Source organism: Cellulomonas sp. IC4_254 (assembly GCF_011603975.1).
Taxonomy (GTDB): domain Bacteria; phylum Actinomycetota; class Actinomycetes; order Actinomycetales; family Cellulomonadaceae; genus Cellulomonas.
Genome location: NZ_JAANNB010000020.1, coordinates 1 through 14,943 on the forward strand (window position 1 = coordinate 1; position 14,943 = coordinate 14,943).

Genomic DNA, 14,943 nt, shown 5'->3' on the forward strand with positions numbered 1-14,943 from the left:
GGCGTTCGCCGCGCGGGCCACGAGCTCGCGCATCCCCCGTCGCGCGGCGAACGCCTCGAGCTCGTCCACCCAGCCCGGCGCCCCGGGCAGCCCGCGCGGCACCGCGAACCCGCAGAGGGCGTCGAGGCAGTGCGCCTCCACCCAGTCGTGGGCGTCGCGCTGCCGGCGGCAGGCACCCGGTGCGGCCGTGAGCAGGTCGAGCGCCTCGGTGTCGTCGCCCCGGGCCGCGGCCAGCAGCCCCCGCCCGCGCAGCGCGTAGCCCTCCCAGCACGGGTCGCCGACCTGGCAGGCCAGCGCGTAGGCGCCCTCGAACCCGGCCTCGGCGCCCGCCAGGTCACCGGCCCGGAGCAGCACCTCGGCGCGCTGCGAGCGGGGGAACGGCAGGAACGACGTCCAGCCGAGGTCCTGCGCCACGGCGCACGCGCGGTCGAGGGCCGCGAGCGCCGGGCCGGGCTCGTCGCGCAGCACCCGCAGCCGGCCGAGCGCCGTCAGGGCGTACGCCTCGGCGCGCACGTCGCCCGCGGACCGCGCGTCCGCCACGGCCGCGTCCAGCACGTCCACCGCGCCGGCGTAGTCGGCCTGGTCGCTGCGCCCGATGCCGTCGAACACGCCGACCCAGGCCCGCAGCCGCGCGTCGGCGCCGCCCAGGTCGCGGGCGCGGCCGAACCACATCCCGGCCCGGGGGTAGCGACCGCGCAGCGTCTCGACGTGCCCGAGCTCGAGCGCGGCCCGGGCGGCCACGTCCGCGGCCCCGCACCGGCGCGCCGCGACCAGCGCCTCGTGCAGGACGGCGACGGCCTCCTCGTCGCTGCCGCGCACCCCGTGCACCAGCACGCGGCCCAGCGCGCCGAGCGCGACCGCGAGCCGGGCGTCGTCGCCCAGGGCGCGGGCGCCGTCCACGCCGGCGCGCAGCAGGTCGATCGCCCGCTCGTACGCCCCCACGTGCGCCGCCCCCTCGCCGCCCTCGACCGCGGCGTCGACGGCGGCGGGCGTGTCCGGGGCCGGCGGGCCGGCGGCACCCCGGCCGTCGTCCCGGGCCGCGCCCGGCGTCCCGGCGGGACCGCGTGCGCCGAGCGCCCCTGGTGCGCCCAGCGGCGCCCGCGCGCGCAGCGCCGCCGCCAGGCTCGGCGACGGCTCCACGCCCAGCTCGCGCCGGAACAGCGCGCGGCACTCGGCCACCCGCCGCTCGGCCCCCGCCCGGTCCCCGGCGGCGATCAGCGCCCGGGCCCACAGCTCGTGCCCGCGCTCGGCCAGAGGCTCGGCCGCGACGAGCCGCCCGGCGAGGTCGACCGCCCCCGCCGCGTCACCGCGCGCGAGCCGGGCGTGCGCGGCCTCGTGCAGGATCGCCCCGGTCAGGCCCGCGACCCGCTCGCGCTCGGCCGCGAGCCACAGCTCGAGCGCGGCGCTCCCCCGCGGCGTCACGCCCTCCAGCAGCGCACCCCCGAACCCGGGCAGCGCGAGCGCCTCGGCCCACGCCCCGGACGCGAGCACCCGCACGTCGACGACGGTGCCGGGGCGCAGGTCGAGCACCAGCGGGTCGCCGCCGAGGTCGGCGAGCCCGTCGAGCGCACGGCGCAGCTGCGACAGGTTCCACCGCAGCGCGGCGCCGGGGTCGTCGGCGTCCTCGACCAGCAGACCGGTCAGCCGGCTGCGCGGCACCCCGCGGCCGGCCAGCACCAGGTACGCCAGCAGCAGCCACGCCTTGCTGCCGCGCGGCCCCGGCGCGCGCTCCTCGGCCCGCCGGATCGCCGGCGGGCCGAGGAGGGCGAGGGCGCCCGGGGTCAGCCCGCGTTCCCCGCGATGTTCACGAGCCACATCGTGCCGAACTTGTCCGCGACCATCCCGAACGAGTCGCCCCACGGGGCCGTGGACAGCGGCTCGACCACGTTCCCGCCGTCGGACAGCCGGTCCCAGTACCCGCGCAGCTCGGCCTCGGAGTCGGGGCCGCCGCTGAGCGAGACCGAGAAGTTGTCGCCCGGGGTGTAGGGCATCGCGTTCGGGGTGTCGGACGCCATCAGCACCAGCCCGCCCGGCGTCTCGAGCTGGGCGTGCATCACCTTGTCCTTCTCGGCGGGGTCCTCGCTGGCCTGGAAGTCGCCGAACGTGCTGACGGTGAGCTCGCCGCCGAACACGGACCGGTAGAACTCCATGGCCTCCCGCGCGGTGTCACGGAAGCCGAGGTACGGGTTGAGGCGCGTGGGCATGGCGGTCCTCCAGGACGGTCGACGCACTGTGACCTGGCTCACACTGCCGCCGTGCGCGCGCCGGCGTCAAGACGCGCGCCCACCCGCCCGGCGCGCCGTCAGGAGCAGGTACTCCCAGTCGAGCAGCACGCCGCCGTCCGGGCCGCGCCGGGCCGCGCCCCGGGCCAGGTCGACCAGGTCCGCGTCGAGCGCCGCCGTGCGGTCCGGGTCGTCGGCCACCGCGCGGTAGGCGGCGATCGTCGGCCCGTACCGGCTCGCGAAGTAGTCGCGGAACGCCTCCGGCGTGCGGAACGCGTCGACCGCCAGCACCCGGCGCTCGACGCGGACGTCGGTGACGCCGGCGCCCAGCAGACCCCGCACGTGGTCCTCGTCGCCCCACAGCGGCGGCGGCTGCACGCCGGGCGGCGGCGCCGGCAGGTACGGCTTCATCGTCGCGAACAGCCGCCCGATGAACCCGGTCGGCGTCCAGGAGATCAGCCCCACCCGGCCGCCCGGGCGGCACACCCGGAGCAGCTCGGCCGCCGCGACCGCGTGCCGCGGGGCGAACATCACCCCGATGCAGGACGTCACCACGTCGAACGCCCCGGCCGGGAACGGCAGCGCCTCCGCGTCCGCCTCCTGCCAGTCGAGGGCGACGCCCCGCGCCTCGGCCGCCCGCCGCCCGGCGTCGAGCAGGGCCGGCGTCAGGTCCGACGCCACCACCCGCCCGCCGGCGAGCGCCGCCGGGACCGCCGCGTTGCCCGTGCCGGCCGCCACGTCGAGGACCCGGTCGCCCGGGCGCACGCCCACCGCCGCCACCAGGGCGGGGCCGAGCTCCCCGACCACCTCGGCCGCGAGCGCCGGGTAGTCCCCCAGCGCCCACATCGCCCGGTGCCGCTGCTTGAGGGCCGCGACCGCCGCGTCGTCCGTCGCGCGCGCTCCCCCGATGATCGTCATCATCTCGTCCACCTGCTCCTCGCCCGGGGGCGCCGGTCCGTCCGGCGCCCGATGCGGACCAGGGGACCCCGGCGGCGTGTGCGCGGGCGTGTGACGGCGGGAGCCGGTCGCCCGACGGGGCGCGGGACGGCTCACACCCCCCGCACAGCCCCCGCACCGGGCGGCCCTGGACCCGCTCCGTAGACCTGCCCGCATGACCCGACACCCCCGCACCCGACCCGACGGCGCACCCGCCGACCGGCCCCCGCGCCGGCGCCGGCTCCGCCGCTCCCTCCTCGTCTCGACGCTCGTCCTGCTGCTGGCCCTCGGCGGCGGGTCGGCCTGGGCCCTCGACCGGTTCGTGATCGACCACGTCGAGATCGCCGACGTCCAGGCCTACGAGGCCGAGCAGAACGGCACGTCCACGTCCACCGCCGAGGACGACGAGGCGGACGCCGCGGCCGACGCGACCGTCACCGGCACCACCTACGAGTCGGACGACGCGAGCATCAGCATCTCCACGGTCGTGACCGGCAGCGGCGACGACCAGGTCACGTACTACGTGGCCGACGTGACCCTGTCGGACGCCACCGTCCTGCGCTCGGCGTTCGCGAACAACCAGTTCGGCACGAACATCACCGAGACCACCTCGCAGATCGCCGAGGACAACGACGCGGTGTTCGCGATCAACGGCGACTACTACGGCTTCCGGGACACCGGCATCGTGATCCGCAACGGCGTCGTCTACCGCGACGAGGGCGCCCGCGAGGGGCTCGCGTTCTACACGGACGGCCACGTCGAGGTCTACGACGAGACCACCACGACGGCCGACGCGCTGGTGGCGGACGGGGTGTGGAACACCCTGTCGTTCGGCCCGGCGCTCGTCGCGGACGGCGAGGTCGTCGACGGCATCGAGGACGTGGAGGTCGACACCAACGTCGGCAACCACTCGATCCAGGGCGAGCAGCCGCGCACCGCCGTCGGTGTGGTCGACGACAACCACCTGGTGTTCGTCGTCGTGGACGGGCGCTCGCCCGGGTACTCGGCGGGCGTCGACATGACGGGGCTGGCCGAGATCATGCAGTCCCTCGGCGCGACCACCGCGTACAACATCGACGGCGGCGGCTCCTCGACCATGTACTTCGACGGCTCGCTCGTGAACGACCCGCTCGGCAAGGGCACCGAGCGCGGCACCTCCGACATCCTGTACATCGGGGGCTGAGCCGTGATCGTCCTGGTCCCCGCCTACGAGCCCGACGAGCGCCTGGTGCGCCTGGTCGACGACCTGCGGGCCTCTGCCCCGTCCGTGCACGTCCTGGTCGTCGACGACGGCTCCGGGCCCGCGTACCGCCCGCTGTTCGACCGGGTCCGCCGGGCGGGCTGCACCGTGCTCACCCACCCGCGGAACCGGGGCAAGGGCTGCGCCCTCAAGACCGGCTTCGCCCACGCCGAGCGGCAGCACCCGGGGCACCCCGTCGTGTGCGCGGACAGCGACGGGCAGCACTCGGTCGCGGACGTGCTGCGGGTGGCGGCCGCGCTCGACGCGCAGCCCGTGGACCGGCCGGCGACCGTGCTCGGCGTGCGGGCGTTCACCGGGCGGGTGCCGGCGCGGTCGGTGCTCGGCAACCGGGTCACCGCCCGCGTGTTCCACCTCGCCACCGGGCTGCGGCTGCGCGACACCCAGACCGGGCTGCGCGGCTACCCGGCGGCGCTGCTGCCCTGGCTGCGGACCGTGCGCGGCGAGCGGTTCGAGTACGAGCAGAACCTGCTGCTGCGCGCCGCCGCCGAGGGGCTGCCGGTCGAGGAGGTCGAGATCGCCACCATCTACCTGGAGGGCAACGCGTCCTCGCACTTCCGGCCGCTCGCCGACTCCGCGCGGGTGCTCGCACCGCTGCTGCTGTTCTGCCTGTCGTCGCTGTCGGCGTTCGTGATCGACACCGTCGCGCTGCTCGCGCTGCACGCCGCGACCGGGTCGCTGGCGGCGTCGGTGCTCGGCGCGCGGCTGCTGAGCGCGGGGACGAACTTCGCCGTGAACCGCGGCCTGGTGTTCGGGCGCCGGCGGCGCGGGGCCGGTGGGCCGGACGGGCTGCGGCGGGCGCCGCTGGGCCGGGCCGCCGTCCGGTACGCGACCCTCGCGGTGCTGCTGCTCGGGGCGGGCTACGTGCTCCTGGCGGCGCTGACCGGGCTCGGCGTCGGGCTGCTGCCGGCGAAGGTCGCCACCGAGGTCGTGCTGTACCTCGTCAGCTTCCAGGCGCAGCGCCGGTTCGTGTTCGCGGGGCCGCGCGGGCGTGCGACGGCGGGACCGGGTCGGAGCACCTGGCGACCGGGCCCCGCGTCCACGGTCGCGGCGCCGGCGCCCGGCGCCGCGCTACAGTCCGCGGGTGCCCGTCGAGCAGACCCTCGCCCGGGCGGAGCACCTGCTCGCGACAGGTGACCCGCACGGCGCCCGGGTGCGCCTGCGCAGCCTCGTCGAGCACGCACCACGGCGGCTCGACGTGCGCGAGCGCCTGTCCGAGGTCTACCGCCGTCTCGGCGAGCCGCAGGAGGCCGGGCGCTGGGGCTACCTGTCGGAGCGGACGACCCCGGAGGAGCTCCAGGCGTTCGAGCGGGCGCACCGCGGCGACGCGCGCCGCATGATGCGGGCCCTGCGCTGGGACGGCGCCGAGGACGGGGCCGGTTCCGCGTTCGCCGAGCAGCGCCTCCGGGACCTGCGCGCCCGCGCGGAGGAGCTGGCCGGAGAGCCGTGGGCCTGGCGGCGGCCGCGGACCGAGCTCGAGCCGGCCCCGTGGTGGGCGAACGTCCTCGCGCTCGCGGTCGTGGGCGTCGTCCTGACCTTCCTGGTGGTCGGCGCCGTCACCGTGGTCCGCTGGCTGGTCGGCCTCGTGCTCTGACGCGCCCCGCCCGCGTCACGCGCCGAGCAGCCGCCGCGCCACCGCCCGCGCCGCGCGCCGGCCCGACGCGATCGCGCCCTGCTGCGACGGGGTGTCCCGGTGGTCGCCGCAGACGTAGAGCGCGTCGCCGAGGTCGACGGGCTGCCGCACCCGCAGCGGCGGGGTCGCCGCCGGCAGGGCGCCCGCGATCTCGTGGGTCGCGAGCTCCCGCCAGCCGCGGGGGTCGGCGCCGAGCATCTCCCCCGCCTGCCGTCGCACCTCCGCCGGGTCGGGCCGCGCGGCGGCGTCCCACGGACCGGAGGGCAGCACCGAGGTCGCCTGCACGAGCTGCGCGCCCGCCGGCGCGTAGGAGGGCGCGGCCGCCGAGATCAGGGCCGCGTCCACCACCGGGCCGCGTCGCCGCCCGTCGACCACGACCGCGTCCACCCGCGGGATGCCCTCGGCGGCCCACCAGGTCGTCGTCAGCCCGCGCATCGGCGGCGCCGCCACCCCGGTCAGCGCCGCAGCCGTCACCGGGTCCGCCGCCACGACGACCGCCCGGGCGCGCACGCGGCTGCCGTCGACCTGCACCGCCCGGCCGCCGTCGACGCGCTCGACCGCCGTGGCCCGCGCGCCCGTCGTCACGTGCGGCAGGCCCTCGGCGAGCAGGGCGGGCAGGGCGCCGGCTCCTCCGACCGGCAGGCCCGGCGTGCCGCGCAGCATCGACCGCACCACCAGCCGGACGAACGTCGCCGACGTCGCGCCCGACTCGTCGGCGAGCACCCCCGCGAGGAACGGCTCCAGCACCTCGTGCCGCAGCCGCCCGTCCACGCCCGCCGCGGTCAGCGACTCCGCGAGCGTGGCGTCCGGCCCGGACTCGAGCGCGCGCACCGGGCCGAGCGCCGGCGCCGCCCACCGCGCGAGCGCCGCGAGCTCCCCGATCCGGACGTAGCCGCTGCCGAGCGTCTCGCGCAGCCGGGCCGGCGCGCGGCGCGGGTCCGCCAGCACCGCCAGCCCGTCGTCGCGCCGCACCGCCACGCCGGGCAGGAACGGCTGCGGGCGCAGGGCGTCGACGTCGACCACCTCGCGCAGCGCCGGGTACGCCGGGTTGATCACCTGGAACCCGCGGTCGAGCGTGAACCCGTCCACCTGCTCGCTGCGCACCCGCCCGCCCACGGCCGGCCCGGCCTCCAGCACCCGGACGTCGAGCCCGCGTGCGTGCAGGGTCCGCGCGCAGGTCAACCCGGCCAGCCCCGCCCCGACCACCACGACGTCGCAGTCCATGCCCGGGAGCCTAGGGGCGGGTCGGGGCGCCCGCCCGGCGGGGCGCAGCGGCCCGGCGGGCGGCGTCAGACCAGGTCCAGGCCCGACGCGACCGCCAGCAGCTCGTCGATCACCGCGACCACCGCCGGGCCCGGCTCGCGCCGGGTCGCGCGGTGCCGGGCGACGAGCCGCCGCGACCCGAGGCCGGGCACCGTCGCGACCGTCACGCCGTCGGGCAGCTCCCCCTGCAGCGCGAGCGCCGGCAGCAGCGCGACGCCCTGCCCGGCCGCCACCAGCGCCAGCGCCACGTCGAAGTCGTAGTACAGGTGCCGCGACGTGACCGGGCCGAGCGCGGCGGTGACCCGGCCCATGGCGCGCGCCGCGGCGGTCTGCGGTTCCGCCGCCAGCCAGGTGACCCCGGCCAGGTCGGACAGCTGCGTCGGCGTCGCCACCGCGCCCGGGAGCACCAGGCGCCACGGCTCCTCGAGCAGCACGACGTCGCGCTGCCCGCGCGGGACGTGCGTGTCCGCGTCCTCGTCCCGCTCCAGCAGCACGATGTCCGCGTCGCCCTCGCGGAGCCGGCGCATCGACTCGCTTTGCTCGCGCTCCTCGATCAGCAGCTCGATGCCGGGGTGGTGCTCGGCGACGACCGCGAACGCGGGCGCGATGACCGCACGGATCGCGGTCTGGAACGCCGCGACGGTGACCCTGCCGGAGAGCTCCCCGCCGAGCTCCGCGAGCGACTTGCGCGCCTCGACCAGCTCCGACTCGATGCGCTCGGCGGCCTCCGCGAGGATGCGCCCCGCGGCCGTCAGGGTCGCGCCGCGGGGGTTGCGGTCGAGCACCGCGACGCCCTCCTCGGACTCCAGCCGGGTGATCTGCTGGGACACCGCGGAGGGCGTCACGTGCAGCAGGTCGGCGGCGGCGAGCACCCCACCGGCGCGGTGCACGGCGAGCAGGACGGCGAGGCGGCGGGGGTCGGTCGGCACCGTTTCATCCTAATTCAGTTCTGCTGCACCCCTGTCGCAACATCATTCGATTGTGCTGAACCCGATGAAGCCCCATGATTCTGCTGCCGGCGAGCCGCGGGACCCCCCGCCGCCGGCCCGCCACCCACCCCTCTGCCTTGCCAGGAGTACGCCCGTGTCCGCTCTCGTCACCGCGCTCGGCTGGGTCGGCGCGGTCACGTGCCTCGTCGCCTACGTCCTCGTCACCCGCGGGCGGTGGGCGCCGACGTCCGGCCGGTACCAGCTCGCCAACGTCGTCTCCGGCCTGTTCATGGGCCTGGTCGCGGCGAGCAGCGGCGTGTGGCCGTCGGTGGTCACGAACGCGGTGTGGGCCGTCGTCGGCGCGCACGCCGTGTCGGTGGTGCTCAAGGCGCGGCGGCAGCGCCAGCGCGAGGCCGCCCAGCGCGCCGCGGCTGAGGTCGCCGAGGTGCCGGCGGTCGTGGTCGAGCCGGTCCCCGCGCGCGTGGTGGACCTCGCGGCCTGAGGCGTGACGTGCGCACTGCTCGTTGCTAGCATTGACAGCACACGACTTCGGGAGGTGCTCGCATGGGCACGGTGACGGTCCGCAACCTCGACGACGACATCCAGCGGCGGCTCAAGGTCCGCGCGGCGCGGCACCAGCGATCGATGGAGGCCGAGGCGCGGGCGATCCTGACTGCGGCCGTGCGCGACACGTCGCTGGCGAGGTCCTGGCTGGACGCCACCCGCGGCCTCCGCGGCGTCGACCTCGAGCTCCCCGAGCGCGGGCAGCCGAGGGACCTGGACCTCGGGTGATCGTCCTCGACACCAACGTGCTCTCCGAGCCGTTGCGTGCCCAGCCGGACGAGCGGGTGATCGCGTGGCTCGAGGGTCTCGAGGAGGCGGTCGCCATCACCTCGGTCAGCGTCGGCGAGCTCCTGGTGGGGGCGGAGCGCCTGCCGGACGGCCGGCGACGGGACGAGCTGCTGCTCGCGGTGGAGGCGGTCACGGCGACGTTCGAGGAGGACGTGCTGGCCTACGACACCGCCGCCGCTCGCCGGTTCGCGACGATGCAGGTCGCGCGCCGCGCGGCCGGCCGCCCGTTGAGCACCGAGGACGGGATGATCGCCGCCATCTGCGCCGGGAACGGGGGACGGCTCGCCACGCGCAACACGCGCGACTTCGACGGGCTCGGGCTCGTCCTCGTCGACCCGTGGACGGTCCAGCCGGCCTGACGCCACCGCGTCAGACGTCGAGCACCCGGAGCCGTACCCGCACCGGCCCGCCGACCTCGAGGTCCTCCGCCGCGCGCACGGCCTTCTTGATCGGCAGCGAGTAGGACCGGTGCTGCGCGTCCGGGAAGATCGACGTCCGCCACGTCGTCCCGCCGACGGTCACCTCGACCCGCAGCGACCCGAACCCGCGCGCGAACGCGCCCGCCCGCTCGAGGATCTCGTCGGACGCGTCCTCCGGGACGCTGACGAACGTCCAGCGCTCGGCGCGCCGGGCCTCCCACAGCCAGAGCGGGGCCTCGAAGTCGAAGGTCATGCCCCGATGCTGCCGCACGCCGCCGACACGGCACGGTCGCGCGGCAGCACGGGGCGCGGCGTCACGGGACCGTGTGCCCCGCGGCGCGGTAGAGCTCGTACCACTCCGCCCGCGTGAGCGGCACCTCGGACCCCGCGGCCGACTCGGTCACCCGCGACGGCGTCGTCGTCCCGAGCACGACCTGCATCTGCGCCGGGTGCCGGGTGATCCACGCGACCGCGATGCCCGTCGGCGTGACGCCGTACTTCTCCGCGAGGCGGTCGAGCACGTCGTTGAGCTCCGCGAAGTTCTCCCGGTCGCCGAGGAACACCCCGTCGAAGAAGCCCTTCTGGAACGGCGACCACGCCTGCACGGTGATGTCGTGCAGCCGGCAGTAGTCGAGCAGGCCGTTGTCGCGGGAGATGGACTGGTCCAGAGCGGCCATGTTCGCCGCCACGCCCTGCGCGATCAGCGGCGCGTGCGTGATGCTCAGCTGCAGCTGGTTGACCACCAGGGGCTGCTGGACCGACCGCTTGAGCAGCTCGATCTGCTGCGGCGTGTGGTTGGAGACGCCGAACGCGCGCACCTTGCCGGCGGCCGCGAGCTCGTCGAACGCGCGGGCCACCTCGTCCGGCTCGACCAGGGCGTCCGGGCGGTGCAGCAGCAGGATGTCGACGTGGTCGGTGCGCAGCGCCCGCAGCGACCCCTCGACGGACTGCACGATCTCCTCGTACGAGAAGTCGAAGTACGGGCCGTCCTTGATGATCCCGGCCTTGGTCTGGATGACGAACTCGTCGCGCTGGGAGGGCGTCAGGTCGAGCGCCTCGGCGAACCGCGCCTCGCAGCCGTGCTTCTCGTCGCCGTAGACGGCGGCGTGGTCGACGAACGCGATGCCCGCGTCGCGCGCCGTGCGGACCAGCTCCCGGACCTCGTCGTCGGACTTCTGCTGGATGCGCATCAGCCCGAGGACCACGTTCGGGGCGACGATGTCGGTGCCGGGCAGGGTGAAGGTCTTCATGCTGGTCCTTCGGGTCGACGGTGACGTGCACCCGGTGACGCCGGGCGCGCACCGAGCCTACGGACCCACCGCCCCGCGCGCCCGTGCGCGGGCGTCCCGTCTTCACACCGGCTCCACGGGACGCTGCCGAGGCCTGCACCCGGCCTCCCGCCGGTGCCGACACGGCGTCCCTACCGTCGGGTCGCGGGTCGTCCCCGACGTCGACCTCAGTCGCCGACCACCGGCGCCACCGGCACCCGCCGTGGCGCCCGACGGGCGTGCGCCCGGCCGCACCCGGGCCGGCGCACCGAGGAGGACGCATGGCGACCCGGGCACGCGAGCGGGACCGAGGGGCGCGCGCCCGGACCGGCAGGCGGCGCGCGCGGACCGGCGCACCGAGGCACGGCCGACGGGCGGGCACCCGGCCCCGCGCGCCCCGGCACGGCCGAGGGCCGCGGCGGGGCGTGGGGCTGGCGCGCGCGGCCGCGCTCGCGCTCGTCGCCGTGCTGGCGGCCGGCACGTCGGGGCTGGGGGCGGTGTACGCCCGGCTCCAGGGCGCGGTGGAGGTCGCCGACGTCGCCGCCTACCTGCCGCCGGCCGCGCCCGAGGAGCCCGAGCCGCGGGACGGCTACGCGGGGCGTCCCCTGAACGTCCTGCTGATGGGCACCGACCTGCGCGACGAGGCCAACGCGGCGCTCGCGGGCGAGGACGACGCGGTGAACGCGGACACGACGATCCTGGTGCACGTGTCCGCGGACCGGACCCGCGTGGACCTGGTCTCGGTCCCCCGCGACTCGCTCGTGCGGCTGCCCGCCTGCACCCGTCCGGACGGGAGCACGTCCGCCCCGCGGGAGTCGGCGATGTTCAACTCCGCGTTCGGCGTGGGTGCCGGCGGCACCGAGGACCTGGCCGCGGCAGCGGCCTGCACCCGGCTGACCTTCGAGGAGAACGCCGGGGTGCCGGTCGACGAGAGCGTCGTGCTCAAGATGGACGGCGTGCTCGGGGTGGTCGACGCCCTCGGCGGCGTGCCGGTGGACCTGCCGGAGGCGATGGACTCGCCGCTGGCCGGCCTCGCGGTCCCGGCGGGCCCGCAGGTGCTCGACGGCACGACCGCGCTCGCCTTCCTGCGCGCCCGGACGGGCACGGGGATGGGGCTGGAGATCGGGTCCGACCTGGTGCGGATCGAGCGGCAGCAGCTGTTCCTGCGGGCGTTCGCGGCGCGGCTCACGGACACCGGCGTGCTCGCGGACCCGACGACCCTGCTGCCGACGCTCACCGCCGTGCTGTCGTCCCTCTCGGTGAGCGAGGGGCTGGGCGACGTCCGCACGCTCGCCGGGCTGGGCTTCGCGCTGCGCGACCTGCCGCCGGAGTCGCTCGCCCCGGCCACGGTGCCGGTCGACCCCGCGCCGGGCGACCCGAACCGGGTGGTGTGGCGGGCCGAGGTCGAGGACCTGTGGCAGCGGATCCGCGAGGACCGCCCGCTGGTGGACCCCCCGCCGGTCCCGGACGTCGCCCCGGGGCCGTGACGGGAAGGCTCAGCGCACCTCGACGCGCAGCCGCAGCTCCACCTCGTCGCCCAGGTCCACGCCCTCCGCCCGGCGGACGGCGGCCTTGATCGGTACCAGGTAGCCGCCGTCCTTCGGGAACAGCGACGTCTCCCACCGGGTCCGCCCGAGCGTCACCGCGACCGGGATGACGCCCCACCCGTACGACACCAGCGACGACGCGGCCCGCAGCTCGTCCGCCTCGGGGTCCGGGACGGCGACGTAGTGGTACGGCGCGGGCCCGCGCCAGTGGATGATCTCGCCGCGGAACCGCAGGTCCATCCCGCCAGCGTACGGACCGTCCCGCCGACCCCTTGCCGCCGCACCGCGACCGGGAGAACCCTGGGTGGGGTCCCCCGCCGCCGCACCGCCGCGTCGCAGAGGAGCGCCGCATGACCGCCTCGCCCAGCACCCAGGACCTCGCCGACCTCCGGAGCCGGTTCTCCGGCCGGGTCGTGCCGCCGGACGACCCCGACTACGACGCCCTCCGGGTGGTCGTGGTCGGGGGCGTCGACCCGCGCCCGGCGGTGATCACCCGCCCCCGCGACGACGCGGACGTGGCCGCCGCCGTCGCGTTCGCCCGGGACGCCGGCCTGCCGCTGGCCGTCCGCAGCGGCGGCCACAGCGGCGCCGGCCACGGCACCGTGGACGGCGGCCTGGTGATCGACCTGCGGGACATGCGTGCGGTCGACGTCGACCCCGACGGCCGCACGGCGTGGGTGGAGGCGGGCGCGACCGCCGGCGAGACCACGGCCGCGACCGCCGCGCACGGGCTGGCCGTCGGCTTCGGCGACACCGGCTCGGTCGGCGTCGGGGGCATCACGCTCGGCGGCGGGGTGGGGTTCCTGTCCCGGGCGCACGGGCTCACCGTCGACAACCTGCTGGCGGCCGACGTCGTGCTCGCCGACGGGCGGGTGGTGCGCGCGGACGCCGAGCAGCACCCGGAGCTGTTCTGGGCCCTGCGCGGCGGCGGCGGGAACCTGGGCGTGGTCACGCGATTCCGGTTCCGGCTGCACCCGCTCGACGGCGTGACCGGCGGGATGCTGCTGCTGCCGGCGTCCGCGCCGGTCGTCGCCGGGTTCCTCGGCGCGCTGCAGGCGGGCCCGGACGAGCTCACCGCGATCGTCAACGTGCTGCCCTGCCCGCCGCTGCCGTTCGTGCCGGCGGAGCACCACGGGTCGCTGGTCGTGATGGCGCTCGTCTGCTGGTCCGGCCCGGCCGAGGCCGCGGACGCCGCGCTGGCGCCGATCCGGGCGCTCGCGACCCCGATCGCCGACCTGGTGCACCCGGTCGCCTACCCGGAGCTGTTCCCGCCGGCCGACCCCGAGTACCACCCGACCGCCGTCGCGCGCACGCTCCTGCTGGACCACGTCGACCTGCCGCTGGCCGAGGCGGTCGTGTCCCGGCTGCAGCAGCTCGACGGGATGCGGGTCGTCCAGCTGCGGGCGCTCGGCGGCGCCATCGGGCGCGTCCCCGCCGACGCCACCGCGTTCGCGCACCGGTCGAGCCGGCTGATGGGCAACGTCGCCGCGTTCGTGACCGGGTCCGACGACCGGGCGGCGCGCACCGCGTGGGTCGAGGGCACCGCGGCCGTGCTGCACCAGGGCGACACCGGCGCGTACGTCAACTTCCTCGGGGACGAGGGGCCCGAGCGGGTGCGCGCGGCGTACCCCGGGGCGACGTGGGACCGGCTCGCGGCCGCGAAGGCGGTGTACGACCCGGGCAACCTGTTCCGGCGGAACCAGAACGTGCCGCCGGCGGGGTCACCGGGGGCCGACGGCGCCTAGCCGGCGCGGGCGGGGCGCCGTGGCCGTGGCGGCCGCACCGCCGGGTGCGCGGGCGGCGGCGGGGCGACGACGTAGCCGCCGACCGCGCTGCCGTACACCTCCAGCGACCCCGGCCGGTGGTGCCACAGCCAGGCGAGGTGCGCGCACACGACCGCGTCCAGCTCGTCCTCGACCCGGTCCAGGTCGCCCGGGCCGGGGTCGGCGACGACGGCCCGCAGGTGCCCCCACCGCGGGCTCTCCGCCGCGCGCAGCACCGGGACCGACTCCAGGTGCGCCACCAGCGCGGCGAACCCGGGCTGCCGCCGCTCGCGCGGGCCCTTCTTGTAGTCCAGCCGGTACGGCAGGCCGAACAGGGCGACCAGCGCGGGGTGCGGGTACACCTCCAGGCAGACCGTGCGCCCGGCGCCGACCGACGTCCCGAGGTCGGTGGCCCAGCCGAACCGCTCCGCCAGCCGCCAGGCCCGCGGGTCCGCCCCGCCGAAGGTGCCGCGGTTCGCCGTGTGCGCGGACGCCCCGTAGGCGCCGAACGCCCGGCCGATCGCCCGCTCCGCCTCGCGCTGCCCGGTCTCGTTCGGCACCACCAGCGGCGCGTCCACGCCGACCACCGCGACGGGACCGGCCAGCCCTGCGAACCACGCCGCGATCTCGTCGTCGGTGCGGCACGACCCGGACCCGACCAGCCGGCCGGCGTCGTCCACCACGGCCAGGCCGGTCACGCCGGTGGACCACGCGAGGTCGAGGCCGACGTGCAGCGCGGGGGACGTCACGGGGCCCAGTGTGCCGGACCGCGCGACGAGGAGGTTGACGTGACAGGCGCCGGTAAGGATAGGTTCTCCTTACTTCGGCCGCCGCTGTCACCGCCCGTCACCGA

Annotated in this window: 17 protein-coding genes; 8 read left to right on the top strand and 9 right to left on the bottom strand. The window is 77.1% G+C overall.

The window, feature by feature from the left end; genetic code table 11:
* From G6556_RS03715 to G6556_RS03725, 3 genes are all read right to left on the bottom strand, one after another.
* On the bottom strand, window positions 1-1,815 hold a 1,815-nt coding region (locus tag G6556_RS03715), incomplete at its 3' end, for a BTAD domain-containing putative transcriptional regulator (RefSeq protein WP_166938723.1).
* On the bottom strand, window positions 1,782-2,204 hold the full coding sequence (locus tag G6556_RS03720) for a VOC family protein (protein WP_166938725.1): 423 nt from the start codon (window positions 2,202-2,204) through the stop codon (window positions 1,782-1,784). The genes G6556_RS03715 and G6556_RS03720, both read right to left, overlap by 34 nt.
* A 66-nt stretch (window positions 2,205-2,270) precedes the next feature.
* On the bottom strand, window positions 2,271-3,143 hold the full coding sequence (locus G6556_RS03725) for a methyltransferase domain-containing protein (RefSeq protein WP_277344671.1): 873 nt from the start codon (window positions 3,141-3,143) through the stop codon (window positions 2,271-2,273).
* Between the two features lie 190 nt (window positions 3,144-3,333).
* On the opposite strand from G6556_RS03725, the gene G6556_RS03730 reads away from it, so the two are divergent.
* Genes G6556_RS03730 through G6556_RS03740 form a run of 3 tightly spaced genes read left to right on the top strand, consistent with a single transcriptional unit; the run spans window position 3,334 to window position 6,010 of the window.
* Entirely contained in the window at window positions 3,334-4,341 is a 1,008-nt protein-coding gene (locus G6556_RS03730; protein WP_166938727.1) for a phosphodiester glycosidase family protein, read from the top strand.
* A gap of 3 nt (window positions 4,342-4,344) precedes the next feature.
* Window positions 4,345-5,553 (top strand): bifunctional glycosyltransferase family 2/GtrA family protein, encoded by a 1,209-nt coding sequence (locus tag G6556_RS03735; RefSeq protein ID WP_166938728.1) that lies wholly within the window; start codon window positions 4,345-4,347, stop codon window positions 5,551-5,553.
* Window positions 5,501-6,010: a DUF6584 family protein gene (locus tag G6556_RS03740; protein ID WP_166938730.1), complete on the top strand. Its 510-nt coding sequence runs from the start codon at window positions 5,501-5,503 to the stop codon at window positions 6,008-6,010. Before G6556_RS03735 ends, G6556_RS03740 begins: the two co-directional genes overlap by 53 nt.
* Window positions 6,011-6,025: 15 nt before the next feature.
* Here G6556_RS03740 and G6556_RS03745 read toward each other — a convergent pair whose 3' ends face one another.
* On the bottom strand, window positions 6,026-7,273 hold the full coding sequence (locus tag G6556_RS03745; protein WP_166938732.1) for an FAD-dependent oxidoreductase: 1,248 nt from the start codon (window positions 7,271-7,273) through the stop codon (window positions 6,026-6,028).
* 65 nt (window positions 7,274-7,338) lie between these two features.
* On the bottom strand, window positions 7,339-8,241 hold the full coding sequence (locus tag G6556_RS03750; protein ID WP_166938734.1) for a LysR family transcriptional regulator: 903 nt from the start codon (window positions 8,239-8,241) through the stop codon (window positions 7,339-7,341).
* Between the two features lie 154 nt (window positions 8,242-8,395).
* Here G6556_RS03750 and G6556_RS03755 point away from each other — a divergent pair, with 154 nt between their 5' ends.
* From G6556_RS03755 to G6556_RS03765, 3 genes are all read left to right on the top strand, one after another.
* A complete protein-coding gene (locus tag G6556_RS03755) occupies window positions 8,396-8,743 on the top strand; it encodes a hypothetical protein (protein ID WP_205692986.1) in 348 nt (115 codons plus the stop codon).
* Between the two features lie 62 nt (window positions 8,744-8,805).
* Window positions 8,806-9,033, top strand: coding sequence for a plasmid stabilization protein (locus G6556_RS03760; protein WP_166938736.1), 228 nt, complete (start codon window positions 8,806-8,808; stop codon window positions 9,031-9,033).
* A complete protein-coding gene (locus G6556_RS03765; RefSeq protein ID WP_166938737.1) occupies window positions 9,030-9,452 on the top strand; it encodes a type II toxin-antitoxin system VapC family toxin in 423 nt (140 codons plus the stop codon). Before G6556_RS03760 ends, G6556_RS03765 begins: the two co-directional genes overlap by 4 nt.
* A gap of 10 nt (window positions 9,453-9,462) precedes the next feature.
* Here the strand turns inward: G6556_RS03765 and G6556_RS03770 are convergent, their stop codons facing one another.
* Window positions 9,463-9,765 carry a DUF1905 domain-containing protein gene (locus G6556_RS03770; RefSeq protein WP_166938739.1) on the bottom strand — a complete coding sequence of 101 codons (303 nt, stop codon included), beginning with the start codon at window positions 9,763-9,765 and terminating at the stop codon, window positions 9,463-9,465.
* Between the two features lie 61 nt (window positions 9,766-9,826).
* Window positions 9,827-10,762: an aldo/keto reductase gene (locus G6556_RS03775; protein ID WP_166938740.1), complete on the bottom strand. Its 936-nt coding sequence runs from the start codon at window positions 10,760-10,762 to the stop codon at window positions 9,827-9,829.
* Between the two features lie 443 nt (window positions 10,763-11,205).
* Between G6556_RS03775 and G6556_RS03780 the strand changes: the two genes are divergently transcribed.
* Complete coding sequence (locus G6556_RS03780; protein WP_166938742.1) at window positions 11,206-12,267, top strand: LCP family protein; 1,062 nt, start codon at window positions 11,206-11,208, stop codon at window positions 12,265-12,267.
* 9 nt (window positions 12,268-12,276) lie between these two features.
* On the opposite strand, the gene G6556_RS03785 is transcribed toward G6556_RS03780, so the two are convergent.
* The gene (locus G6556_RS03785; RefSeq protein WP_166938743.1) at window positions 12,277-12,567 is read right to left on the bottom strand and encodes a DUF1905 domain-containing protein; all 291 of its coding nucleotides are present in this window, start codon (window positions 12,565-12,567) and stop codon (window positions 12,277-12,279) included.
* Window positions 12,568-12,677: 110 nt separating this feature from the next.
* Here G6556_RS03785 and G6556_RS03790 point away from each other — a divergent pair, with 110 nt between their 5' ends.
* Window positions 12,678-14,072 (top strand): FAD-binding protein, encoded by a 1,395-nt coding sequence (locus tag G6556_RS03790; protein WP_166938745.1) that lies wholly within the window; start codon window positions 12,678-12,680, stop codon window positions 14,070-14,072.
* Here G6556_RS03790 and G6556_RS03795 read toward each other — a convergent pair.
* On the bottom strand, window positions 14,069-14,839 hold the full coding sequence (locus G6556_RS03795) for a DUF429 domain-containing protein (protein ID WP_166938747.1): 771 nt from the start codon (window positions 14,837-14,839) through the stop codon (window positions 14,069-14,071). The genes G6556_RS03790 and G6556_RS03795 overlap by 4 nt on opposite strands.
* Window positions 14,840-14,943: the final 104 nt, after the last annotated feature.

Bases quoted from the DNA above. Each gene is read 5' to 3' on its own strand.
- G6556_RS03720 (WP_166938725.1), bottom strand. From the start codon at position 2,204: ATGCCCACGCGCCTCAACCCGTACCTCGGCTTCCGTGACACCGCGCGG.
- G6556_RS03725 (WP_277344671.1), bottom strand. From the start codon at position 3,143: ATGATGACGATCATCGGGGGAGCGCGCGCGACGGACGACGCGGCGGTC.
- G6556_RS03730 (WP_166938727.1), top strand. From the start codon at position 3,334: ATGACCCGACACCCCCGCACCCGACCCGACGGCGCACCCGCCGACCGG.
- G6556_RS03745 (WP_166938732.1), bottom strand. From the start codon at position 7,273: ATGGACTGCGACGTCGTGGTGGTCGGGGCGGGGCTGGCCGGGTTGACC.
- G6556_RS03760 (WP_166938736.1), top strand. From the start codon at position 8,806: ATGGGCACGGTGACGGTCCGCAACCTCGACGACGACATCCAGCGGCGG.
- G6556_RS03770 (WP_166938739.1), bottom strand. From the start codon at position 9,765: ATGACCTTCGACTTCGAGGCCCCGCTCTGGCTGTGGGAGGCCCGGCGC.
- G6556_RS03775 (WP_166938740.1), bottom strand. From the start codon at position 10,762: ATGAAGACCTTCACCCTGCCCGGCACCGACATCGTCGCCCCGAACGTG.
- G6556_RS03785 (WP_166938743.1), bottom strand. From the start codon at position 12,567: ATGGACCTGCGGTTCCGCGGCGAGATCATCCACTGGCGCGGGCCCGCG.
- G6556_RS03790 (WP_166938745.1), top strand. From the start codon at position 12,678: ATGACCGCCTCGCCCAGCACCCAGGACCTCGCCGACCTCCGGAGCCGG.